Annotated in this window: 21 protein-coding genes and 1 pseudogene; 12 read left to right on the forward strand and 10 right to left on the reverse strand. The window is 62.8% G+C overall.

All coding sequences use genetic code 11. From position 1 onward, the window contains the following. Positions 1-85: 85 nt before the first annotated feature. The 7 genes from MCHLDSM_RS35240 (at position 86) to MCHLDSM_RS34385 (ending at position 7,958) form a co-directional block, all read left to right on the forward strand. Positions 86-2,044: an alpha/beta fold hydrolase gene (locus tag MCHLDSM_RS35240; protein ID WP_158023749.1), complete on the forward strand. Its 1,959-nt coding sequence runs from the start codon at positions 86-88 to the stop codon at positions 2,042-2,044. Further along, positions 2,041-3,246 (forward strand): tetratricopeptide repeat protein, encoded by a 1,206-nt coding sequence (locus MCHLDSM_RS35245; protein ID WP_053083170.1) that lies wholly within the window; start codon positions 2,041-2,043, stop codon positions 3,244-3,246. The genes MCHLDSM_RS35240 and MCHLDSM_RS35245 overlap by 4 nt, the downstream gene beginning before the upstream one ends. Positions 3,247-3,309: 63 nt before the next feature. Further along, positions 3,310-4,206, forward strand: coding sequence for a tetratricopeptide repeat protein (locus MCHLDSM_RS35250; protein ID WP_053083171.1), 897 nt, complete (start codon positions 3,310-3,312; stop codon positions 4,204-4,206). A 183-nt stretch (positions 4,207-4,389) separates the two neighbouring features. After that, complete coding sequence (locus MCHLDSM_RS34370) at positions 4,390-5,466, forward strand: tyrosine-type recombinase/integrase (protein ID WP_048474244.1); 1,077 nt, start codon at positions 4,390-4,392, stop codon at positions 5,464-5,466. Between the two features lie 62 nt (positions 5,467-5,528). Next, positions 5,529-5,768: a type II toxin-antitoxin system Phd/YefM family antitoxin gene (locus tag MCHLDSM_RS34375; protein WP_048474245.1), complete on the forward strand. Its 240-nt coding sequence runs from the start codon at positions 5,529-5,531 to the stop codon at positions 5,766-5,768. Next, positions 5,765-6,154, forward strand: coding sequence for a type II toxin-antitoxin system VapC family toxin (locus tag MCHLDSM_RS34380; protein WP_048474246.1), 390 nt, complete (start codon positions 5,765-5,767; stop codon positions 6,152-6,154). Before MCHLDSM_RS34375 ends, MCHLDSM_RS34380 begins: the two co-directional genes overlap by 4 nt. A gap of 589 nt (positions 6,155-6,743) precedes the next feature. Continuing rightward, complete coding sequence (locus MCHLDSM_RS34385; RefSeq protein WP_109789019.1) at positions 6,744-7,958, forward strand: coiled-coil domain-containing protein; 1,215 nt, start codon at positions 6,744-6,746, stop codon at positions 7,956-7,958. A 520-nt stretch (positions 7,959-8,478) separates the two neighbouring features. Here MCHLDSM_RS34385 and MCHLDSM_RS34390 read toward each other — a convergent pair. From MCHLDSM_RS34390 to MCHLDSM_RS34410, 6 genes and pseudogenes are all read right to left on the reverse strand, one after another. Further along, positions 8,479-9,501: pseudogene (locus tag MCHLDSM_RS34390) on the reverse strand (IS110 family RNA-guided transposase); the annotation flags it as partial. Positions 9,502-10,033: 532 nt separating this feature from the next. Further along, a complete protein-coding gene (locus MCHLDSM_RS34395) occupies positions 10,034-10,441 on the reverse strand; it encodes a VOC family protein (RefSeq protein ID WP_048474248.1) in 408 nt (135 codons plus the stop codon). Positions 10,442-10,811: 370 nt separating this feature from the next. Beyond that, positions 10,812-11,129: a WhiB family transcriptional regulator gene (locus MCHLDSM_RS36855; protein WP_082169226.1), complete on the reverse strand. Its 318-nt coding sequence runs from the start codon at positions 11,127-11,129 to the stop codon at positions 10,812-10,814. Between the two features lie 421 nt (positions 11,130-11,550). After that, on the reverse strand, positions 11,551-12,252 hold the full coding sequence (locus MCHLDSM_RS34400; RefSeq protein ID WP_048474249.1) for an SDR family NAD(P)-dependent oxidoreductase: 702 nt from the start codon (positions 12,250-12,252) through the stop codon (positions 11,551-11,553). Between the two features lie 52 nt (positions 12,253-12,304). Then, the gene (locus MCHLDSM_RS34405) at positions 12,305-13,081 is read right to left on the reverse strand and encodes a cupin domain-containing protein (RefSeq protein ID WP_201780420.1); all 777 of its coding nucleotides are present in this window, start codon (positions 13,079-13,081) and stop codon (positions 12,305-12,307) included. A 206-nt stretch (positions 13,082-13,287) separates the two neighbouring features. Continuing rightward, positions 13,288-13,686 (reverse strand): YciI family protein, encoded by a 399-nt coding sequence (locus MCHLDSM_RS34410; protein WP_048474281.1) that lies wholly within the window; start codon positions 13,684-13,686, stop codon positions 13,288-13,290. Positions 13,687-14,140: 454 nt separating this feature from the next. Between MCHLDSM_RS34410 and MCHLDSM_RS37960 the strand changes: the two genes are divergently transcribed. Further along, positions 14,141-14,347 (forward strand): hypothetical protein, encoded by a 207-nt coding sequence (locus MCHLDSM_RS37960; RefSeq protein WP_131722727.1) that lies wholly within the window; start codon positions 14,141-14,143, stop codon positions 14,345-14,347. Between the two features lie 61 nt (positions 14,348-14,408). After that, a complete protein-coding gene (locus tag MCHLDSM_RS34415) occupies positions 14,409-15,716 on the forward strand; it encodes a hypothetical protein (RefSeq protein WP_234714290.1) in 1,308 nt (435 codons plus the stop codon). A 269-nt stretch (positions 15,717-15,985) separates the two neighbouring features. Here MCHLDSM_RS34415 and MCHLDSM_RS34420 read toward each other — a convergent pair whose 3' ends face one another. Continuing rightward, positions 15,986-16,543 carry a MarR family winged helix-turn-helix transcriptional regulator gene (locus MCHLDSM_RS34420; RefSeq protein WP_048474252.1) on the reverse strand — a complete coding sequence of 186 codons (558 nt, stop codon included), beginning with the start codon at positions 16,541-16,543 and terminating at the stop codon, positions 15,986-15,988. A 304-nt stretch (positions 16,544-16,847) separates the two neighbouring features. On the opposite strand from MCHLDSM_RS34420, the gene MCHLDSM_RS34425 reads away from it, so the two are divergent. From MCHLDSM_RS34425 to MCHLDSM_RS40615, 3 genes are read left to right on the forward strand one after another with little or no spacing between them, the layout of a single operon-like run. Beyond that, the gene (locus MCHLDSM_RS34425) at positions 16,848-17,504 is read left to right on the forward strand and encodes a UbiX family flavin prenyltransferase (protein ID WP_048474282.1); all 657 of its coding nucleotides are present in this window, start codon (positions 16,848-16,850) and stop codon (positions 17,502-17,504) included. Beyond that, positions 17,501-18,931 (forward strand): UbiD family decarboxylase, encoded by a 1,431-nt coding sequence (locus MCHLDSM_RS34430; RefSeq protein ID WP_048474253.1) that lies wholly within the window; start codon positions 17,501-17,503, stop codon positions 18,929-18,931. Before MCHLDSM_RS34425 ends, MCHLDSM_RS34430 begins: the two co-directional genes overlap by 4 nt. After that, positions 18,928-19,173, forward strand: coding sequence for a non-oxidative hydroxyarylic acid decarboxylases subunit D (locus MCHLDSM_RS40615; protein WP_407661951.1), 246 nt, complete (start codon positions 18,928-18,930; stop codon positions 19,171-19,173). The genes MCHLDSM_RS34430 and MCHLDSM_RS40615 overlap by 4 nt, the downstream gene beginning before the upstream one ends. 726 nt (positions 19,174-19,899) lie before the next feature. Here MCHLDSM_RS40615 and MCHLDSM_RS40620 read toward each other — a convergent pair. The 3 genes from MCHLDSM_RS40620 to MCHLDSM_RS37965 form a co-directional block, all read right to left on the reverse strand. Further along, entirely contained in the window at positions 19,900-20,457 is a 558-nt protein-coding gene (locus MCHLDSM_RS40620) for a Clp protease N-terminal domain-containing protein (protein WP_048474254.1), read from the reverse strand. Between the two features lie 100 nt (positions 20,458-20,557). Then, on the reverse strand, positions 20,558-21,160 hold the full coding sequence (locus MCHLDSM_RS34440; RefSeq protein ID WP_048474255.1) for a TetR family transcriptional regulator: 603 nt from the start codon (positions 21,158-21,160) through the stop codon (positions 20,558-20,560). A gap of 274 nt (positions 21,161-21,434) precedes the next feature. Further along, on the reverse strand, positions 21,435-21,743 hold the full coding sequence (locus MCHLDSM_RS37965; RefSeq protein WP_060937687.1) for a hypothetical protein: 309 nt from the start codon (positions 21,741-21,743) through the stop codon (positions 21,435-21,437). Positions 21,744-21,883 lie beyond the last annotated feature (140 nt).

Below are 21,883 nucleotides of genomic sequence, written 5' to 3' on the forward strand. Positions count from 1 at the left end.
CTCGAACTCGCAGCGCAGCGCAGCCCTAACCACGCCCGATAGCATGTTATCCACGTCAGACACCGTCTCGTCGGAGGAGATGCTCGTGGGCTCAGCCGCGGTCTTCATACACGGCATCTTCTCCTCCCAAGACGTATGGCAACCACTGCTGACTCAGTTGCAACAACTGCCGGACGTCGGCGAGAGATACGCGTTCCCGAAGTTCGAGTACAGCTCCAAGAAGGTCGTTGTCAATCGCATGAGGCGCCGCCCAGACCTGGACGCGCTGGCAGACTGGCTGCGCACATTCTTGGAACACCAGTGCCGCGAACACGACGAGCTGGTGCTGGTCGGCCATAGCCAAGGCGGCCTTGTCATACAGCGCTTCCTTGCACGCATGCTCGACGACGGGCGCGGACACGATTTACGCCGCATACGCGCTGTGGTCCTACTGGCCTGCCCCAACGATGGTTCAGACTTCATGATGTCGACGCGGCGGACTATTTTGCGCTCACGCAACGTGCAAGAGCTGCAATTGCGGCCAAACTCCGAACCAGTCAAAGCAGCGCAAGCACGGGTGCTCAATCAGATAGTGAACGCGCCGTACGATTCAGATAGATTCTGCCGGATACCGTTCCACGTCTTCTACGGCCTCGAAGACGGCGTTGTGCCGGTGGCCTCGGCCAGAGGACCCTTCGCAGAGCCGCGGGCGCTCCCCGGAGACCACAGCACAATTCTTTCTGCTACCAACCCCACAAGCGCCGTCGTCACTGTTGTACGGAACATCCTCGTCGATGCTGTGCGGAAGACGCTCCCGCCCACGGAGGTGACCCCCGACGGCGGGGCGGTGGACGTCGAGAGAGGCCAACTTGACCTCAGTTCCCGCCATCCCCCAGCCTCGCGACAAGCAACGTCACATCAGGTCGTCGTAGGTGAGATTCCGGGACTGCCACCGGCATTCATCACAAGGAACACACTCACTCGGCTGTCGCAGTCCCTGGATCGGAATCTGATCGCCGTCGTGTGCGCCTTGACCGGTATGCGTGGCGTCGGGAAGACGCAACTTGCCGCCGCCTATGCCCGGTCGAAAATCGTCGAAGGCTGCGGTGTCGTGGGCTGGGTGAACGCCGAAACGGTAGGCGAGATGGTCACCGGACTAGCTCGAATCGCTGAACGGCTCAATGTCGCAGACCCCAAAGGAGATTCAGCCGAATCAGCCCGGCGGTTGACCGAACACCTGGCGAGCACACGCGTCGGTGACGCTTTGCTGGTCTTCGACAACGCCACCGATCCCGATGAATTGAAGAAGTACATTCCACCAGTTGGCACCCGCGTGGTCATCACCAGTACGAGCCGGTCATTCACCGAGCTTGGAACGCCGATCGACGTGAGCGAATACACCCCGGAAGAGTCAATCAGCTACTTGACTCAGCGAACTGGGCTCGATGACCAGGCGGGCGCGTCGCGCATCGCCGAAGAACTCGGCCACCTCCCGCTCGCGCTTTCGTCGGCCGCTGCGACCATCAAGGCGCGACGGCTCGACTACGGTGCTTACTTCGCATTGCTGCAAGAACGGACGGTCGTCGAGATCATGCCCCGCCGCGAAGGAGGCGGCTACCCGCGTTCGATCGCGGCCGCTTTGATGATGAACGTCGATGCGGTGGTGTCCTCCGACCCGGGCGGCATATGCAGTACCGTCATCGGAACCATTGCCCTCCTGTCGCCCGAAGGTGTACCCCGAGCTCTTCTGCGGGGCATCTCAGATTCCACTCACGCCTCAACCGGAGCCATAGACGATGCGTTAGCCCAGTGCGTTGACGGCTCGGTGCTGTCCTGGTCTTTCAGCGGTGACGCGGTGATCATGCACCGACTTATGGCGCGGGTGCTCTGGGAACGGTATCGCGCAGATGGGACCTTTTCTTCCCTTGCGTCCGGTGTCTTGGACTTGATCGAACCTGAGCTCTTTGACTCGTCTGAGGCGTGGAGCCGCAGGAACGAGGGCTCGTGGCTTGTGTCGCACGCCGAAGCGCTCTGGGAGGCACTGCAGGAAGACGACGTGTCGTGACCGCAGCTTCTCAGCGTGCGCTTTCGGCGCGGCAATGGGCCGTCCGCCAGCTGATCGGTGCGGTCGATCTGACCAGCGCTATCAGTCTTGGCGAGCGGGTCGCTGCTGATACTGCCCGACTCCTAGGTGTCGATCATCCCCAAAGCCTCAGTTCCCGAAGCGATCTCGCGCGGGCGTACGAATTAGCAGGGCGCGCGGACGACGCGATTGCACTCCACGAATCGGTAGTTGATGACTCTCAGCGCGTCTTGGGAGGTGACGATCCGAGTACGCTGGCATACCGTAACAACCTCGCTGACGCCCTGGAGGCTGCGGGCCGCTCCGACGAGGCGATCGCGATGTACGAGGCTGTCCTTTCCGGGCGTATCCGCGTGCTCGGAGCCGATCATCCCGATACCCTGACAACCCGCAACAACCTCGCTGATGCGCTCGAATCGGCCGGCCGACTAAGCGAGGCGATCGCCATGTACGAGGCGGTGATCGCCGACCGAACACAGCTTCTCGGTGCCAACCATCCCGACACACTTATATCCCGTAACAATCTCGCAAGCGCGCATGAATCCGCCGGCATGATCGATGCGGCAGTGACCGAGTTCGAAAAGGTCGTCGCCGACCAGCGGTCAGTAATCGGATTCGACCACCCCGACACCCTCGCCACTCGAAACAACCTGGCCTACGTCTATGAATCCGCAGGCCGCGTCGCTGAGGCCATCGCGTTGTACGAAGATGTCCTCGCTGATCGGATCCGCGTGCTCGGCAGTGATCATCCCGACACCCTCATAACGTGGAATAACCTCGCGCTCGGCTACTTAACGGCTGGTCGTCTCGATGAGGCCATTACCGCCAACGAGACACTGCTCGTTGCCCGCGAGCGGGTCCTCGGCGACAGACACCCCGACACCCTGACCTCTCGCAACAACGTGGCCGTCGCTTATCAAGCGGCGGGTCGGTTGGACCAGGCCATCGCGATACTGGAACCACTTGTCGGTATCCGCACCCAGGTCCTGGGACCCGCCCATCCACACACCCTCCGCACTCGGCACAACGTCGCTAACGCCTACCGGCTGGCAAAAGCCCCGGCCAAAGCAGTCCCCATGTTCTTGGCGACGCTCGCCGACACCCAGCGGGCGCTAGGTTCTGATCACCCCCTCATTGAGACCATCCGGGAGAACCTCTCCCTGGCCGCGGATGCGCTCGATTGACCGTGTCGCCAACGCCCGGGGGTCATCATCCTTCGTGCGGCGCTGCCGAGTGCGGATGATGTCGTGCCGAGCGAGCTGATCAAGAGGGCGCTGGCCGCTCGCCATTGGGCGGTACGGCATCTGCTCGAGGCCGAAAATGCCACCCGAGCAATAGAACTCGGCCAGCGCGTCGTCAAGGATACGGAACGACTACTCGGCACCCACCACCTGGACACCATCGCCGCCCGCAACACCCTCGCCTACGCGTACGAATCAGCGGGTCAGCTGGATGTCGCGATTGCCCTGTTCGAGTCGAACGCAGAGGAACACCAGCAGCTACTGGGCAGTAATCATCCCCGGACCTTGGCCTCCGTCAACAACCTTGCTTACGCCCATCAATCTGCCGGTCACCTCGACCACGCCGCGAACCTTTTCGAATCTGTCCTCGCCGGCCGCACACGAACTCTCGGCAGCACTCATCCCGCTACCCTACGAAGCCGAAACAATCTCGCTGGCGCCTACATGGCGGCCGGGAAAGCGCAAGAGGCTATCCCGCTGTTCGCATCGATCGCCGCCGATCGTGCGAACGTACTCGGCCCTGACCACCCAGGAACTCTGCGCAGTCGTAACAACCTCGCCGGAGCCTACCGCGAAGCCGGAAAGCTGGAACAGGCAAGGGCACTCATCGAAGCAGTCGTCGCCGATACCAGCCGAGCGCTGGGCGCTGAGCACCCTGACACACTGACCGCGCGACACAACCTGGCCGCCGTGCATCGCTCGGCGCACAGAACACAGCACGCCATCGATCTGTTCAAGAGTGTCCTCGCAGACCGCACCCGACTGCTGGGCCCCGACCACCCCGACACCGTCTCCTCCCAGGAAAACCTCGCCGAGGCTTATCAGTCCCAAAATTCCATCAGCAGATCGATCAAAGGCATTCAGGAAACTGTCGCCAAGACGCCGGGCATACCTGACACCTAAGTGACCCAGCCTGAGACGATCCGCTACTCCCCCTTCGCGCCGAACGGCTAGACGGAAGCCGCTGAAGCGATCGTTCCCTGTACACCCAGCCCGGCTGAAGGGCACTTCCCCGCTCGGCCTGCAGACGACACGCGAGCTTCATGGATAACCACTGATATCCATGACGGCTGCGATACTCGGGAGGTGCCTCGGTCGGACTCGCAACCGGAGTCACCTGTCGTTGCCTATCCGGGTTGGTTCACCGACTTTCTGGACGACCGCGTGATTCGCAAACCGTCGCCGCACACAACCAAGGCCTACCGTCAAGACTTCGAAGCAATCGCGACACTGGTCGCCGGCCAAGCTGAAGATGTCGTGAACCTCGAGGCTGCGGCGCTCGACAAAGACACTCTGCGTGCGGCTTTCGCTGTCTACGCCCGGACACATTCAGCGGCCTCGATTCGGCGCTGCTGGTCGACATGGAACACGCTGTGCACCTATCTGTTCACCGCGGAGCTCCTTGGCGCTAATCCCATGCCGCTCATCGGCCGCCCGAAAGTGCCGAAATCGCTGCCGAAAAGCTATAGCGACAATACGGTGACAGGACTCGTCACCGCGATTGATGCCGACACTGGATCCGCGCGCGACAGTGACTGGCCTGAACGCGACCGCGCGATTGTGTTCACGGCCTTGCTGGCGGGTCCGAGGGCCGAGGAGCTCATTCGCGCTGATATCGGTGATGTGCGCCGAACCGATGACGGCGGTGGGGTGCTTCACGTTCGTGGCAAGGGCAACAAAGATCGCCGAATACCTTTCGGCAAAGAGCTTCTCGATGTGATCGAGCAGTATCTCGAAAGCCGTGTCGTTCGTTTCCCCCCGGCAAGGAGGCGAGTGCCTGACTCAGACACGCTGAGCCGATTCTCTTCTAACGCCCCTCTGTTCGTCGGGGTCGACGGAGAGCGGATCACCCGCGGAACGTTGCAGTATCGGATTCTGCGTGCCTTCAAGAGGGCTGGCATCAATAGCGAACGACCGGCCGGCGCCTTGGTCCACGGTCTACGGCATACCTTCGCCACCGAACTGGCCAATGCGCACGTCAGCGTCTATACCCTGATGAAGCTTCTCGGGCACGAATCCATGGTCACCTCGCAACGTTACGTCGATGGCGCCGGCACAGAGACCCGTTCAGCAACTGATAAAAATCCCCTCTACCGCTTCCTCTCTCCGAGAACTGAATACTCGAATCAACCAGTCGATTCCCGGGGTGTGCAGGGTAGCTAAGAGTTAGCTAGTCGCGCTAGCGGGACTAGCGCGATTTTGCATTATCGGGGTACGGTTCCGTCATGTCAGTTGAGAAAGTCAGCAGCACGGAGGCCAAGAACCAGCTCAACCGCCTCCTGGCGGACGTCAAGGCCGGCAGCTCGTTCATCATCACCAGCCACGGCGAACCTGTGGCGCAGCTGATACCGATCGTCACGGTACCGCGACGGTTCGGTCAGTTGCCGAGGCTGTTGGTGCCCAGCGGTTTTGACGACCCTCTGCCCGACGATGAACTCGCGGCGTGGGAAGCCGAGAAAACGTGAATGTCCTTCTCGATACCCACACACTGCTGTGGCTCGTCAGTGATCCCTCTCAGGTGGCCCCGTCAGCACTCACGGCCCTCTGCAGCGCCGAGACGAATCTGTGGGTCTCGGCCGCGTCGGCCTGGGAGATCTCGATCAAGACTCGCCTCGGACGTCTCGATGGCGAAGCGTTGTTGTCGGCGTGGGCGGACATCGTGGCCGACATGAGCACCTCTGAGCTGCCTATCGAATCGCCCGACACGATCCTGGCGGGCCGGCTTCCGTGGGAACATAAGGACCCGTTCGACCGCGTCATCGTCGCGCAGGCGCTGCGCCGGAATCTGACTATCGCGACTCGCGATATGAAGATTATCGCCGCGGCGATGACATCCACTCTTACCGCCTGACACCTCCCCCGTCCCCCCGCCTTCAGCCACGCCCCAATCGCGTTTCATCACTCTTCGCGTGGGCTCGATCCCCGGGCGGGACCACTGGCCGCGAACAGTTCTCGCGGATTCGCCTTATTCGATGTCGGTCCCCCGGCCAGGGGTGTCGGCGGACGAATTCCGTTGTGGCCATGCCCGGTCTTCCTTGTCGACCAACCAAAGCTTCCAGCAGTTCATCTGCCGCCCCCTTCTGTGGTGTTCGCCCCCGTATCGGGGCCACCGCGCGTCACACCCATACCCCCCGATGGGCCAGAGAGCCAGCAACGCCCCGGCTTCTCGCCCCACCGTGACGCATCAACCTCTCCCTCCGGTCAGGGGGTCCGGCTCGTGCGCGCCAGCAGCTCTCTTGTTGCCATTCGCCGCGGCCCGTCCGTCGTCGACGGGGCTATCGGCCCCCGGCGGGCACCGGGGGCTTCCGGCGGGGGGGCCCGACCATCGCCGGCCGCCGCTTGATACAGCCCCAGCGGTCTGGAGCCAGTTTCGTTTCGTTGTTTTGTTTTGTTTTGTTTTGTTACGATGAAATTGTTAACGAAACTGGTACGATGCGGGTATGAGTGATACCGCCGAGGACCCGGCCGGCGCCCCGCGAGACCATTGCAGCTATCCCGGGTGCACGCGGGCGCGGCGTCCTGATCCCGCGACCGGCAGGCCGTCGCGGTACTGCGAGCAGGCCGACGCCGACGGTGGACCGGTGCACAACCGCGCCACGGCTTTCAAGGCACGCCGGGCACAGCGGGGCGGGGTTGTTCTCCAGGAGGACGCGACGTTGTCGGCGCCGGTGTCGATGGCACGGGCGACGCTCGACCAACGCCTGTCCGAGTTCCCCGGCCGGGTGGCCGAGCTGCGCCAATATTTCGACGACGTCGTGTCCGAGATCCGCACCGCCGGCGATCTCGAAGCCGCCGGCGCCGAGGTCGAAGACGCCCACCGCGATGCGCTCACCAAGATCACCGAGGCCGAGCGTCGGGCCGCGGCCGCGGAGCGCGCCGCCCGGCTCGCCGAGGAACGAGCCCAACAGGCCGAGCGTGACCGTGAAGAGGCCGACCAGCTCGCCGAGGACGCTGCCGCGGAGACAGCGCGGGTCCGCGAGCAGGCCGAGGGTGAGATCGCCGCCGCGCGGGCCGATGCCGACGCCGTGGTAGCTCGTGCCCAGCAGCAGTTGGCCGATGCGTCGACCGAGTATCACGATCGCCTGGCTGCACGTGATACCGAAGTCGAGCAGGCACAGCACGAGGCCGCAGCTGCCCGCGTGGAGGCCGCGGCAGCGGTGGCGGCTCAGCGGGCCGCCGACGACGCAGCTACGCGCGAGCGCCAGGGCGCCGCCGAGCTGCGCCGTCAGCTCGATCAGGTCCGGCGTGAGTCCGATGAGATGCGCGAACGGCTTCAAGCCGAGATCGAGGCGGCTCGCGAGTCCACCCAGCGTGCGATCGCCGAAACCGCGGCTGTCCGGGTGGAATTGGCGACGACTCAAGCTGAGGCTGAGGCTGCACGAAGGGCAGCAGAGGTCGACCGGACGGCCGTGACCGCTCTGACTCGTGACCTTGAGCGCCACCGCGACGAAGCCCGGTCGGAACGAGACGCGTTACGCGAGGCACACGCCCAGCAACTCGCCCAGGCCCAGCGCAACGCCGACGATCGCGTGCAAGCGCTCACCGAGGCCCTCGCCGTGGCGTCGACGGCCGCCGAAACCTACCGAGTCCAGCTTCAACCTGGTACAGAAGGAAAACGCGCCGCGCCCCGCAAGGGCACACAGTCCGAGAGATAGCGGCATAGGTCGGATGTCAAGGCGTCAGGGGATTCCCAGCGGATCTGGCAGTTCCGTTCTCCGATGGCCTGCACCGGCTTCGGATCGGTGCTACTGAGAGTTCCTGTCTGCCAATACCATTTGGCTCTGCCCTCTGCCGGAGGACTCGCTTGGGGTTTCGACGAGCCGTCCTATCCGGTACTGGATGATGTCGCGCGTTACCGAAATCACGCCGCCGGAATTCCGGTGACTAGATGTGAGATGAGTTGTATCGCAGACCTATTCGACGTGCGAGTCAGCCATCTTTGTCACGGGCTAGTGCTCGCTTGACGGTGGAGACTGAGACGCCCAGCTGGGCGGCGATGTAGGCGGGCTTCTCGCCGTAGCTGCGCATCCGGCGGGCCAGCGCCGCCTGGTAGGAGTCCAGCGCCCGTGACCGTCCGACACGGGCACGCCCAGGGGGCGGCTGTCCGGCGGGGTCCAGGTCGGCCAAAGGCAGCATCATCACCCGTGGCAGGGTCGGGAAGTGCGAGCCGTGGCCGCGGTCGCGGTTGTCGGCCTTCATCCGCGTGTAGACCACCCGCGCGAGGCGGCGCTTGAGTGAGCGCAGCGCCCGTTGGCGGCTGTCGCCCTCGTCGATCCGCCGCTGAAAATAGTCCCGCCCCGGGCCGGGGTGGGTGATCTGGACCGTGGCGATGCGGTGCAGCGCAACGTTGAGTTGGCGGTTGCCGTGCCGGATGGGCCGCAGCGGGCGGGTGGTCTCCCCCGACCAGTGCGGGATGGGCGCGACCCCGGTGTGGCGGGCGAAGGCGGCCTCGCTCTTGAATCGGTCGATCCCGGCGACCTCGGCCACGATCTTGGCGGCAGTCAGATTCCCGCAGCCCTGGATGCCCAGCAATGCGGGTGCCGCCTCGCGGACCCGCCCTGCGATGCGGCCCTCGAGTGCTTGCGCGGCGTCGATGAGCCGGACGATTTCAGCGAATTCGTCGCGGGCGAGTTCGGCGAGCAGCCCGTGTTGGGTGGCTAGCCAGGCCCCCAGTTCCTCGCGGGGTTTCCTGTTTTCCCAATTACGAGGCTCCGCCCAGGCTGGATCGAGCTGGTGGATGCGCTCGAGCATGCGGCTGATGAGGGCGACGCGGTGCTGCACGAGGTCCTCGCGGCGGTCCACGAGCAGCCGAAGTTCCATCGAGCACGCGTCGTGGCAGGCCACCGGAAGGTCTGGTTCGCGCAGCACCGCCCGCGCCGCTGCGAGGGCGTCGATGGGGTCGGACTTGCCTAGTTCACGTGAGGAGGCGCGCGAGCGGCTCATCAGATGAGGGGGCACCCGGATCACCTTCTGGCCCGCGGCGAGCAGGTCTCGCTCTAGGCGCGCGGTGAGCGTGCGGCAGTCCTCTACTCCCCAGACCACGTCGCGGCCGAACCGAAGTCGCGCCCAGCGCAGTGCGTCGCTGTGACCCTCGCTGGTGGTCGCGACTGTCAGCTGAGCGAGCTTGCGCCCCAGCGGATTCACTGCTACTAGAGTGTGGCTGCGCTTGTGAGCGTCGACTACTACCGCGAGTGCCAGATCNACGCACTCCCGGGCGGGCGGCAACGAAGCTGGCATTGGTCAGGGCTGCCCGGTGCCGGCATGCCTCCATAGGAACCAACCGGGTGGTGGTACGTATCCAAGTTGGCCAGACACCGGGCATCGGCCACTGGCTCTGTGCAGGCCCGCGGCGCCGACAGGAATAGACGCTCGTTGTTCACCATCGCCTCACCCGTGTCCGAGCGGCCCGCCGACACCAGATTCACAAGCCAGCCGTGTGGCGGCACCAGGTCAAGAAGTCAGCACCGGGCCGTTCAGACATCGTAGATTTTCCCGGTATGGCGTCTCTCAAACGGCGGCGGGAAACCGCGTTGGTGCACGCGTCAACGACGGCTATGACAATCCGCTCGACCAAACGTGAACGCTAAATTCTCAGAGCTCGGGTCCCTGCGAATAGGCCTGCGTGGAAACCGCCTTCCCACGGTCAGGTGCTCTCACTGAAGTCGATTGGCTCCCGCGCGCCATGATGACCCGCGTTCATGACTGTCTGCGTCGTTGGGCGAGGCCCGATTTATTCCTTCGCACTGAGTACCTCACCCTCGAGGCCGTCTGGGTCGCGAAAGAATAGGCTATAGACGGCACCAAAATCGTTGACGGTTCCATCGCTGGCCCCGACTCGAATCAAACGCTCACGGATTGTGGCGAACGCGGCACCTGAAGCTGCGTGCAAGCCGAAGTGGTCGATGCGTCCACGGCCCCACATCGGTGTCTGACGCTCTGGTTCGGAGTTGCCTTCGATCGTCACGATGTTCAGTTCAGTATGTGGTCCAATCCGAATGACGGTCATCGTTTCGCCGGGTTCATCGCCATGTGGTCGGGTCGGTCCGACTTGCGCTTCAAAAACCTCGGCGTAGAAGGCCTTGAGGCGCTCGATATCTCCTGAGATCCAGGCTATGTGGTTGATGCCGTCCAGTAGCACGATTGAATCCCTTCCATCTATGGATGCGGTTGACAACTGTCAGCAGGTAACGACGTCAGGGTGTCGAATCCCGAAGATTCCCAACCGCGGGGCAGGATGTCGAATGCCCGGCCCAAGACAACCCCGAAACATCATCCGACACAGCCGACTGTTCTCAACCGTAGACATATTCGCTGAAGCACGAGATTAGTTGTATCGCAGGTAGCTCATGGGAACTGGATTCGGTGGTCGACTCGCGAGTATCGAATGTGGTTTCAGTCTGCGCGATCCCGTTAGTGCCAGCCGCCTATAGAAGACGGGATCCAAGTCTTACTGGCTGGTGACCTCCACCGCCCGCTGAGCAAGGACCGCGGTTCGAGTTCATCGACTGCTATTCCGCTGCACTGAGGGTGGGCAGGCCCCGACGCGAACTGCTCTCACTTCGCAGCAGAGCTCGGCGCTCACTTTCTGTCATTCCGCCCCAAATGCCGTAGGGTTCACCAACCGTCAGCGCATGGTCACGACACTGCGCGATTACTGGACACCTTTGACACAGTCGTTTCGCATGGTTTTCGCGCAGTGCACGCCGTTGACCACGTTCACCGTCTGGCGGATAGAACATGGATACGTCCCTACCTCGGCACAGTCCACGCATCTGCCAATCCCAGTGTTCGGTGAGGTGACCCGGCAGCTCCTGTGCAAGTAGCATCAATCGCCTCATTCTCTCGCCCCTCGGCTGCGTGGGATCATGGTCAACTTGCCTGGGTTACAACACAACAGACAGCTAGCTGATACCGCAGCACGAACACGGAGTCTGGGCTGCCCGTGTGCCTCTATACCGGTCCCCCTCATCCGACGCTTCCGATCACTCAGTATCGGAGTTCGCGGCGCGTGGAAGGTCTTTCATCTGCCCCGACGCCTTCAGTTCTGTTCGGAGAGCACATAGTGAGAACCAAGGCTACAATAGCTTGCTCGCGCAAGCAATATGCACTCATCTCAAGCCTCACCGCGTCACGTTCGGCGTGATGGCTTTGGTTTCTGTCTTCGTTCTTCGACGACCACCCCCATGGTAATCGAGCTGTCGACATGGCCATCCGGCGCCCGCCCGCACTCAGGAGGATGGCAGATGCCTAGGTGACCGTCCAGGCGCGGTCGACGTTCAGGTTATGTCCGGACATCCCACGGTTGGATAGCAGGAACTGTGTGGCATCGACGACATCGGCCACTGTTGCGAGTTTGCCGCCCGGCGTTCGCGATGCGTACTTCTCGATGGCTGCCGTCTTTTCGGCCCAGAACTCGCTGTCTCCGATCACTCCCGGGTGCAGTGCGTTGACGCGGATCGGCGCGAGCTCGAGCGCGAGTGTGTTGACAAGCCCCATTACACCGCCATTGATGGTCGACACCGTGGTGGAGCCAGGGTATGGGAGGTCTTTGGCCCTTCCCCCGAACAGCACAATTCCGGTGTCGACGGTCGGTTGCAATCTGTCGAGCAAGACGTGGACCGTTTCCGTATAGCCGACGAGTTTGAGGATGGTCAATCGCCTGGCCTGGGCGATGTCGTAGTCGCGCACATTGTTGTTGTCGCGTTCGATCGCACCGAGCACAAGACCGTCGAGGCGGCCGACCCCGGCAAGAGCAGTAGCAATGGTCTCGGGTTCGGAGATGTCGAGCGCGATGCCCTGGGCTTCGTCGCCGATTGTGGCGGCGACCTCGGCGGCACGGGCTTGGTCACGACTAGTGACAATTACCCGGTTACCCTTAGCCACGATATCTCGTGCGAGCGCGCCGCCGATGCCGGACGTGCCGCCGACGACGAGGATGGTTTTGGCCATAGTTGCTCCTGTGTTGGGTTTGGGTTTGGGGCCGGGTCGTGGGTGCCTCGGGTCAACCGGAGGGCGTTAGCTTCTGGGACAGGTAGTCCCAGTCGCGGGCGAAACGGTAGGCGTGGCGGGCCGGCATTTGGGGCGCTTGCGTCTCCAGCCAGCGCACCGGAGCTCCGGTTGCGGTGAATGAATGGACGCATCCGACTCCGGCCCAGGCGAAGTCTCCAGGCCCGAGGCGAAATGATTGGCCGTCAAATGTCGCGTCGACTTCGCCCTCGACGATGAGATAGCACTCTTCGAAAGGGTGGTCATGTGGACCGGCCCTACCGTCGGGTTCGTATTGGACCATGAACATGGTGGAGGCCACGGCGCCAAGGTCGGCATCGACCATCATCTTCAGTGAGATCCCGCTGTAGACGAGCAGTGCGGTGCGCATGCTCGCCGAGCGGGCGAGCAGTTCCTGGGATTGCTTGGAGGGATCCAACTGCACAGCGGTGATCGATCCGTATGACCGTGTTCTCGGGTCACGGGGGTCGATCGCAATGGGTTGCGCGCGAGGCAGTTCGGTGACGGGGTATGTGTCGTGGCCGTACTTGGTCCGGGGTGGCGGGGTGAAGTGGTCGGCCCAGACGGCGGTCGTGCTGGCCGCCGCGTGCCATGAGTGCGGCACTCCGACTGGTATCACGCCGTAGTCGCCGGGGCGCAGTCGGACCGTGGCTTCCGGGGTGACCAGCATAACCTCGCCGTCCATCAGGTAGAAGGTCTCCTCGAACGAATGGACGTGTGCCGGAATGGCCCCGCCGGGATCAAGGCGCGAGACTCCGAAATCGGAGTGCACAGACCCCGTCTCGTAGTTGATCGCGCTGAACCGGGTGTATGCGCGGCTGCCAGGTGCGAGTGGTCCCGGATCCTGGTAGTTGGCTGCGGCGGCTTGGCGCACTATGAAGTTTGCGGCCATAGCTGTCTCTTTCTTCGGTGGTGTTGTCTTTGCGCAGTGGCAAAGACGCACGGTTTCAAGTGGCCCGTTGCTTGTCAGCGATCGGCCTACTTGATGTGAATGGCGCTGTGTGAGAGAAGAACGTCGATGCCGAGGTTGCCCTCGTTCAGCAGCCACGTTCGGATTTCGTACTGTCGAGCGTTCTTGCGATGCATCGGGTCGGCGTCGGCGATGGCCTTCGCGGCGGCGAGGCTTTCCGCGCGATAGACGAATAGCCCCTCACCATTCCAGTGCTGCTCGTCAGTGGTCGCAAGCGGCCCCGCCGCGAACATGATGCCCCGGCTTTCGAGTTCGCGTTGATAGTCAAGATGCTCGTCGACCACTTCCATCACACGGTCGAAGCTGTTGACCGGTCGCGAAAAAACGAGGTAAAGCTGTTTGGCGAGCAGCTTCTGTTCCGCGGAGTACTGCAACGTCTCAGCCCACGTCATCCCGTCCTGCGCCATCACTCGCCCTTTCGTTCAGCGGTCACTTAGCGGTCATGAGCAGCAGCGCCTATCTGCGTATAAGGCAACTGTTGCGATACGCACACAGAACCGGCCAATCGATGTGAGGGATGAGTGCGCGCTCACGCGATCCGTTATACGAAGGGCGTCTGTGCGTTTCGTCGGCTCGTAAGTCAAGGGTTGCACGCCGTGTGCGGTCCTCTTCTCGCCTGCTGAAGGGACTCGCGTTGGGGTGCGTGGCGCCATCTCCCGAACCGCACGCCGCCTCCTCACGCTGTAGGGAACTCTGTGTCGACGACCACAGCATCGCGTCCTGATGTGCAAACTACAGGTAGTTGCGTGCGCGGACAAGCAGTTGGTGTCGTCAGCCGCACGCGCTGTGGACAATTCGTGGGCGGTCAGCCCGTCGCCGGACCGACGTGTGGACGCTGCAACTCGAGCGCACTCCCTCTGGGTGGGCAGCTATACCAGGCGCAGCGCGCGCAACCCTGACAAAGCCGTCGAAGAAGCCACCAGCGTGTGCTGGCGCGTCGTGGAATCCATGCTGCGCGAGACCAAATCGAGAGATAGATCGCTGTGCTTGCTTGAGCATGCAAGCTATGCTAATTTCCGCGACGGTCACCCGATCTGGGGTCTAGCCATGCTGTTGGGAGGTCTGTGACATGACTCAAGGACCACGGAGCCTCGAGGACAAGATCCAGCAATCTGGTGGGCCACTTTCTATGCTCCGCAGTGCTCCTTTGGGGCATTATCGATTTCCTGTTCTGCCGCCGGCCTATACCAGTTGGATGGATGAGCAGCGGGCGTGGAGGGAATCGGCGATCCTCTACGATCAGTCGTTTCATATGTTCGAGGTCTATATCAAGGGCCCCGACATGCTGCGGGTGCTCTCGGATATCACCGCCAACAACGTCTCGACGTTCGGTAAGAACCGCGGCAAGCAGCTCATCGCATGTAACTACGACGGGCAGCTGATCGGTGATGCCATCCTGTTCGGCCTCGACGACGACGAATGCGTGGCGGTGGGTGCCCCGTTAGCGCTGGACTGGGTGCGGTTTCAGGCCGAACACGGCAACTACGATGTCGATATCACCCGCGATGACGCCGTCGGCTTCAACCCGACCGGGCGCCGGAGGCTGTTCCGGTATCAGCTGCAAGGCCCGAGTGCTCTTCAGATCGTCGAGAAGGCCTCCGGCGGCACCATGCCGTCGATCAAGTTCTTCCATATCGGGGAGTTCAGCATCGCCGGCCAGCCGGTGCGCGCGCTCAACCACACCATGATCGGACTGTCCGGGGCGGAGAAGACGGGTCTGGAGATCTACGGGCCAGCAGAGTATCGCGATGAGGTCAAAGACGCGCTGCTGGCCGCCGGCGCCGAGTTCGACCTCAAGCTCGGTGGCGCCCAATCCTATTCAACAACAGGGCTGGCCAGCGGATGGCTAGGACTGCCCTTGCCGGCGATCTACACCGGCGAGCAGATGCGCCCGTATCGGCAGTGGCTGGGCGCCGACACCCCGGAAGCCAACATGTCGCTGGGCGGCAGCTTGGACAGCGACAACATTGATGACTACTACGTCACCCCCTGGGATGTGGGCTATGGCCGGGTCCTCAAGCTGGACCGCGATTTCATCGGCGCGCAGGCGCTGCGGGCGGCCGCGAAGCGTCCGCACCGCCAGAAGGTGTGGCTGGTGTGGAACGACGACGACGTCACCCAAGCGTGGTCACGCAGCCTGTTCGCCGACCCCCCGACCAAGTCGCTGACACTTCCCGATCCGGCCTACTCCACGTTCCAATACGACGCCGTCCTGCAGAACGACACCGTCATTGGTGCGTCGTCTCGGATCGGCTATACCCGTGACGTCGGTAAGGTCAGCTCTCTGGCGATGATCGATCAAGACAAGGTGCACGACGGCGCCGGGGTCACCGTTATCTGGGGTGAACCCAACGGCGGTTCAGCGCGCCCCGGCGTCGAACGCGGACACGTCCAAATCCCCATCCGGGCCACCGTCAGCACCGTGTACCCCGCCTAGACGGGTGAATCAAGCGTGGTGGCTGCGGCGGTGATCGCGTGAAGGGATGTCATGGATTTACCTGGTGCGATGGACTCGGCAGCCGATGGTGAATTCACTTCCGGTCGTATGTCGGGTGTCGTGTCTTCGCGGGGCGGCACGTTGACGGCGTTCACGTTGAAGGTCGAGATCGGCGACAGGAACCGGTTCGGCGGCAACAGGGTTGGTTCGTCTGTCGGTCTGGCGCCCGTCCCGGAGTGCCAGATGTATCGACCTGTCTTGTCCCAAGTTTAGTCCGAAGTGTCGGCTGGCTTGGCAGGCTCTGCGTCGCCCATAGCCAACAGCACATCCCGCAGGATGTCGGCGGCGGACTTGCACAGGGGCGCGGGTACCGCACGGAAGATGTCTGCCTGAGTCCGGCCCCATGCCCGAGCCATCTCGGCTGAGGTATTTACACCGTCAGGAGTGAGCCGAACCCATGTGCTGCGGCCGTCGGACGGATGGGGCTGGCGCTGCACCAGACCCAGACCCTCCAGCCGCGCGACCATATTCGACACACCGCCTGAGGACAGCAACAGACGACTACTCAATTCCTTGGGGCGCAGAGCATATGGTTCGCCGATGGAGCGCAATGTGCTCAGAACTCCGTAGTCGGCGCGGGTAAGCCCCCAGGGTGCGATGCAGGCCGTCAACCGGTCACCCAGCTTTGCGGCCAGCCTGGCCGCCCGCTTGGTGAGTTCCGATTGGGATCGGTCGAGTTCTGGCATCTCGGCTTGCCACGAATCGGTGATGCCGTCGATCAAATCGCGCGCGGTCTTCCCTTGCTTCGATGTCGCAGGTGTCGGCATCAACTGACGATACCATCATCAAAAGCTTTCTAAATAGCTTTCGCACGAGCTATATTTGTTGCATCGCATCCCCCGCAGTCAAACGGGTTCGCCGGCGCTGATGCACGACAGGCGAACAGATACACACAGCAGCCCCCAACCAAGGGAAGGGTTACGGTATGAAACCGCGCGTCGACTTCGCCTCGCCGAGGCGACAGCGCCCGAGATCTTGCTCAATGCCTCGCTTTCGCTGGGCGACATAGTGATTCGATGGGGCCGCGTTCGACACGAGACAAGTCGGGTGCCCGGGCAGGTAGGCGAGAGAATGTCCGCACCTGACCCGTTCCGGCTCGTCGTCGGCGTCACTGGAGCCACCGGCGCTGCCCTGGCGGTACGACTGCTTGAACGACTGCGCGAATTACCCGGGCTGGAATCTCATCTGATTATCAGCGCGTGGGCTCGCTCCACCATCCGTCACGAGACCGGCCTTCGCGCGCGCGATGTCGCCGCCTTGGCCGATCACACCTATCATCACGCCGATCAGGCGGCCGCAATCGCGTCGGGCTCATTTCGAACCGAAGGCATGGTAGTCATCCCGTGCAGCATGAAGACTCTGGCTGCCATCCGACTTGGGTATGCAGATGGTCTCATCGCCCGCGCGGCTGACGTCACGTTGAAGGAGCGCCGCCGACTGGTGCTTGTCACACGCGAAACACCGCTGTCAGATGTCCATCTGGACAATATGCTTGCCGTCAGCCGAAGCGGTGCCATCGTGTTCCCACCGGTCCTGGGGTTTTATCACTTGCCGCATTCACTCGATGAAGCATTAGACCATCTGGTCGCGCGGCTCATGGACCAGTTCGACCTGCCCACTCCCGGCGCCCGGCGGTGGGCCGGAATTCAACGGCCATCGCTGATGCAGCCAAGTTCCCCGCTCAGCGATGACGCCTCCCACGACCCGCTCCAAGGAGAACCACGATGACACCACCGAATGGGATGCGGGAGTATCTCGAACTGCTTGAGGACCACGGACAGTTGGCGCGCATCAGTGAACCGGTGACGCTGGAGCCAGGCGTCCGCGAAATAGCCGGTGCCGCGGCCAGCGACCGCGATCACGGGCCCGCCGTCTTGCTGGATAACCTAGTCGGTGCCAGCGGTGCGCGTATCGCCGTCAACGTGCACGGCAGTTTCGCCAATCTGGCTGTTCTGCTTGGTATGTCACCGCAGACGACGACCCGTCGGCAGATGTTCGAGGAGCTCTGCCGGCGCTGGCGACCGCAGCCCCGTTCCTTGGTACACGTGGACAACGCACCGGTGCACCAGGTCCGCAGCGAGAAAGAGTCCGTTGATCTTTTTGCCGAACTCCCGCTGTTCCGCGTCAACCCCTACGACGGCGGCATGTACATCGCCAAGGCGTGCACGGTATCGCGCGACCCGCACGACCGCGACGATGTGAATAAGCAAAACGTGGGCATCTACCGCATACAGGTCCACGGGGGCACCACCGTTTCGATCATGACCGCGGCGAGCCACGATCTGGGTCGCCAGATCGTGGCCGCCGAAAGAGACGGTCTGCCACTGCATGTGGCGATCACCATCGGTCCGCACCCGGCTGTGGCACTGTTCGGCGGTACTCCGCTCGGCTACGAGCAATCCGAATATGCCTATGCTGCCGCAGCGTTCGGCCATGAACTGCGCCTGACGACATCCGGAAACGGTTTGGACGTGCTCGCCGACGCTGAAATGATCATCGAGGCAGAACTGCAGCACGGTCAGCGGATCGTGGAAGGGCCGTTCGGGGAGTTTCCTGGCACCTACACCGATACCTGCTTAGCGCCGGTGTTTGGTGTCACCGCCATCTCGCGACGGCACGATCCGATCTTCGAAAACATCTATCTTGGCAACAGCTGGGGTGAGCTGGACACTCTGATCGGTCTCAATACTTGCGTGCCGGTGTACGCCGATCTGCACAGTGACTTCCCCGAGGTGGTCGCGGTCAATGCGATGTACCAGCACGGACTGACAGCGGTCATCAGCGTGCGAAACCGCTTCGCCGGCTTCGCGAAAGCCGTTGCCCACCGGGCTATCGGATCCACCCACGGCTTGCAATATCTGAAGAACATCATCCTGGTGGATGACGATGTCGACCCGTTCGACCTCGAACGGGTGATGTGGTCGTTGTCCACGCGCACCCGGGCAACCGACATCGACGTTCTGCCCGATATGCCGCTCATCCCCCTAGATCCGTCGGCGGTGACGCCAGGCAAAGGTCATCGCCTGATCATCGACGCGACCTGCGCCGTGGCACCCGATCCGGTAGGGCACAGTCGACTGATCGACACCCTGTCAGCGCACGGCGTCGAGGAGGCCGTTGCCCTTCTCACCGCCGCCACAGAAGGATCCCGATGATCGACCATTGTCCTCGCTGTGCCACCAAAGACATCAGCCTCGTCCGCACTACCTCGCAGTGGACGCTTTTCCGTTGCGGCACCTGCTCGTTCACATGGCGCAGCACTGAGCCCGATTCGGTCATCCACTTCGAGCAACGGCCCGCAGACTTCCGACTCGACCCGCATAACCTCACCGCGTTGCGGCAAGTGTTGCCTACGCCTACCTCAGCCGGCCGGCGCGCACGACATCGGGACGCTTGACGCGGGTGGTGCGCGATCAGACGCGGCAAACGGTCACCCGGAGAAGCCCCATTCGAGGGCTTCGACGATCAGTCCGGTACCCATCAGGGCATGCCGTCGCGTGCCGTCTGAAACGACAGAGCAGTGCGTGTGGCCCGCTACCGCGACTTGGCCGAAGAGCGGCCTGATTGAGTCGGCCACGCCGCGCCTAATTTCGATCGACACCTGTGGGAGACAACACGGGAGACAACAACCGGGCACCACGGGCCATCGTGGGCGCCCCGGCCGGGCCCGTATGGTTCACGTCGGTGTTAATAAGGTGGCCGGACCCCCCATTGGCGGTGGTTGGCGGGCGCATCGCAAAGGCAGTGTCCGGGCCAAGGCTGTCGCGGCGACGAGTGCCGCAGGCGCCCGAGCTGGCTAGGTGTATTCGCATTCAGCCGTCGACTGCTATTCGCGAATGGGCTTACATGGGGCCGCCGATCACGAAAAGGGCTATCGCCACAGTCGAATTCGTGCACAGCGTGCGTGTGGTTCGCCGCTCACGGCATCGACGGGATCGTCACCGACAACGATGCCTGCTACCGTGCCAACGATTTCACTCACAACCTGCATGGGCGCGCATCATTATCGGATCGGCTGTACACCCGCCGGCACAACGGGAAGGTGTGTGCTACAACCGAATCCTGGCCGAGGAATTCCTTTATGCCGGTACTTGGACATCCGAGGCCAAACGCGCCGAAGCGCTCAATGCCTCATACATCTAGCCGTCGCAAGACCGGTGCCCGGTGTCAAAGTTGGCCTGGCCCCGCGGCTGTGAGCTACCTCTGTGAGCGCCCGGTGTACGTGGCCGAGTTGTGCCAGTTCGGCGAGCATGCGTGCGGCGGGCGAACTGGCCGCATCGGCTATCGCGCGCCACAAGTCGTTGGCTCCGGTGTGGGTCACACCACAGTCGTTTGTGCAATCGGCTGCGTTGATCAGGATGGCCTTGGCGTGTGGGGTGTAGGGCAGATGCGCGGCACGAGGCGGCTGGTGCGATCGCGCCCCGGAGACCTGCTCGAAATGGCGCCGAATCATGTCCGGGGTCGCCCCAGTCCTGATCAGGACAGAAGTTACGGGCTGTTCAGTGTCGACGAGCAGCCCTAGCAGCAGGTGCACCGACCCGAGGGCGGCACTGGCGTAGCGGTAGGCCTCGTGGTGGGCGGCGGTGACGGCGGCCTTCGCCGATTCATCGAGTGTGCCTAACGCTCGGGCAAGCCGAGCCGTGCTCATATCGCCCCCGGGTAGGGGCGCCCCCGCGACCATCAGTGGAGCCTAACAATATGGCCGTATTGCTCCAATATGTTGTATCGCACACCCGCAAGCAGAACATCTCGCGGTTTGTCAGCGAGTGCTCGTTGGCGTTCTAGCGGGTCTTGAGCTGGCCGCCGATGAGGGTGTTGACCGCTCGTTCCCACCGGCTGAGCTGGCTACGGCTCGTGAATGCCTCGGGAAGGTAGCGGTCCACGTGTCGGCGAAACGTGATGGTGCCCAGGACCAGAATCAGCGGATTGAGGCCGGCCCAGACACTGTCGAAATCCTCGGTGGTTGCACCACTGTGCGAGAGGTCGTCCCACCGTTGGATGCCCAAGGAGGCCATGGCGTCGAAAAGCGCCTTGCCTGTTGGGGTGCCCTCGACCACTTGACGAGCGATGTAGTCCAGAACCGGCAAGTGATCGTCAAACAACGCCGTCACTCGGCGTCCTATCTCGGGAATCGACTCGGCGGCCGGCGGCGGTGTGGGCTCGGCCATAGCCACTCCAATGGTATTGAGCGCGTGAGCATCCACGGCTTCGATCAAGCCGTCCTTGCTGCCGAAGTAGTGCTGGATTAGGCCAACAGACACCCCGGCAGCTTTCGCAATGACTTGCAGCGTGGAATCTGCCGACCCGCGGACGGCGAGAACCTCCAGCGCAGCTTGCACGATGGCGTGACGTCGCGAGCCGTCGAGGCGGCTTTTTGATTCCACAAGTCCACCTTCCCATGGTCGGCAAAGTGTTGCTGCGTGCTGAACTGTGAGGGGGCTAGGACCGCCCGGCGTCGGCAGCTTCTCCCCGGGGGAGCCAGTGCACGGGGCGGTGGCCTATCGTTCGTCACCGCCGACGCGAGCGGTCGACGCTAGAGGTGTTCGTTTCAGGGCGTCGGGCCGCTGCGAGCCCGCCGGGGGCGCCATCGTCAACGACGAGAATTCATCAGGTGGTTTGCCAGGCGGTGTTTAGGTCTGGGTATAGCGTCGCGCGCGGTCAGGTGGTATCGGGGGCGATGAGGTCGCAGCGAATCACGGTGCCCTCGGCAATAAGTTGGGAGGGAACAGCGAGTAGCGGATTGACCAGATGCTCGACTGCCGGGCCGAGTGCCTTGAGGCCGGCTTGCTGGTGTTCGGCTGTCTCCCAAAGGTTAATGACGAACCGGCGGCCTTGGCCTACGTCGACGGTCACATTGCCGAGATAGCCCGGCTGCACCGCGTGGAGGCGGTCAAACTCCTCCAATTGTTCGGAAGCTGCCGCCAGCTTGTCTGCGTCGAATGTATTTAGTCTCAACACAGCGCGCATTGCCTACTCAACTCCTTACCTCGACTGCTTGCCGCCAACAGTCAAAGTTGTTGTTGCATCGGGGTTCCCGGGATCGGCACCGCGGTAAACGCGGGCAGACTACAGGTTGGCTATCGATGGCAGTCGAAGTCTTGGGTTAC

The organism is Mycolicibacterium chlorophenolicum (genome assembly GCF_001044235.1).
Lineage (GTDB): Bacteria > Actinomycetota > Actinomycetes > Mycobacteriales > Mycobacteriaceae > Mycobacterium > Mycobacterium chlorophenolicum.

Excerpts from the sequence above, each read along its gene's own strand:
- MCHLDSM_RS34375 (WP_048474245.1), top strand. The coding sequence starts at position 5,529 with ATGTCAGTTGAGAAAGTCAGCAGCACGGAGGCCAAGAACCAGCTCAAC.
- MCHLDSM_RS34385 (WP_109789019.1), top strand. The coding sequence starts at position 6,744 with ATGAGTGATACCGCCGAGGACCCGGCCGGCGCCCCGCGAGACCATTGC.
- MCHLDSM_RS36855 (WP_082169226.1), bottom strand. The coding sequence starts at position 11,129 with ATGCTACTTGCACAGGAGCTGCCGGGTCACCTCACCGAACACTGGGAT.
- MCHLDSM_RS34400 (WP_048474249.1), bottom strand. The coding sequence starts at position 12,252 with ATGGCCAAAACCATCCTCGTCGTCGGCGGCACGTCCGGCATCGGCGGC.
- MCHLDSM_RS34410 (WP_048474281.1), bottom strand. The coding sequence starts at position 13,686 with ATGGCGCAGGACGGGATGACGTGGGCTGAGACGTTGCAGTACTCCGCG.
- MCHLDSM_RS34415 (WP_234714290.1), top strand. The coding sequence starts at position 14,409 with ATGCTCCGCAGTGCTCCTTTGGGGCATTATCGATTTCCTGTTCTGCCG.
- MCHLDSM_RS34420 (WP_048474252.1), bottom strand. The coding sequence starts at position 16,543 with ATGCCGACACCTGCGACATCGAAGCAAGGGAAGACCGCGCGCGATTTG.
- MCHLDSM_RS34425 (WP_048474282.1), top strand. The coding sequence starts at position 16,848 with ATGTCCGCACCTGACCCGTTCCGGCTCGTCGTCGGCGTCACTGGAGCC.
- MCHLDSM_RS34430 (WP_048474253.1), top strand. The coding sequence starts at position 17,501 with ATGACACCACCGAATGGGATGCGGGAGTATCTCGAACTGCTTGAGGAC.
- MCHLDSM_RS40615 (WP_407661951.1), top strand. The coding sequence starts at position 18,928 with ATGATCGACCATTGTCCTCGCTGTGCCACCAAAGACATCAGCCTCGTC.
- MCHLDSM_RS40620 (WP_048474254.1), bottom strand. The coding sequence starts at position 20,457 with ATGGTCGCGGGGGCGCCCCTACCCGGGGGCGATATGAGCACGGCTCGG.
- MCHLDSM_RS37965 (WP_060937687.1), bottom strand. The coding sequence starts at position 21,743 with ATGCGCGCTGTGTTGAGACTAAATACATTCGACGCAGACAAGCTGGCG.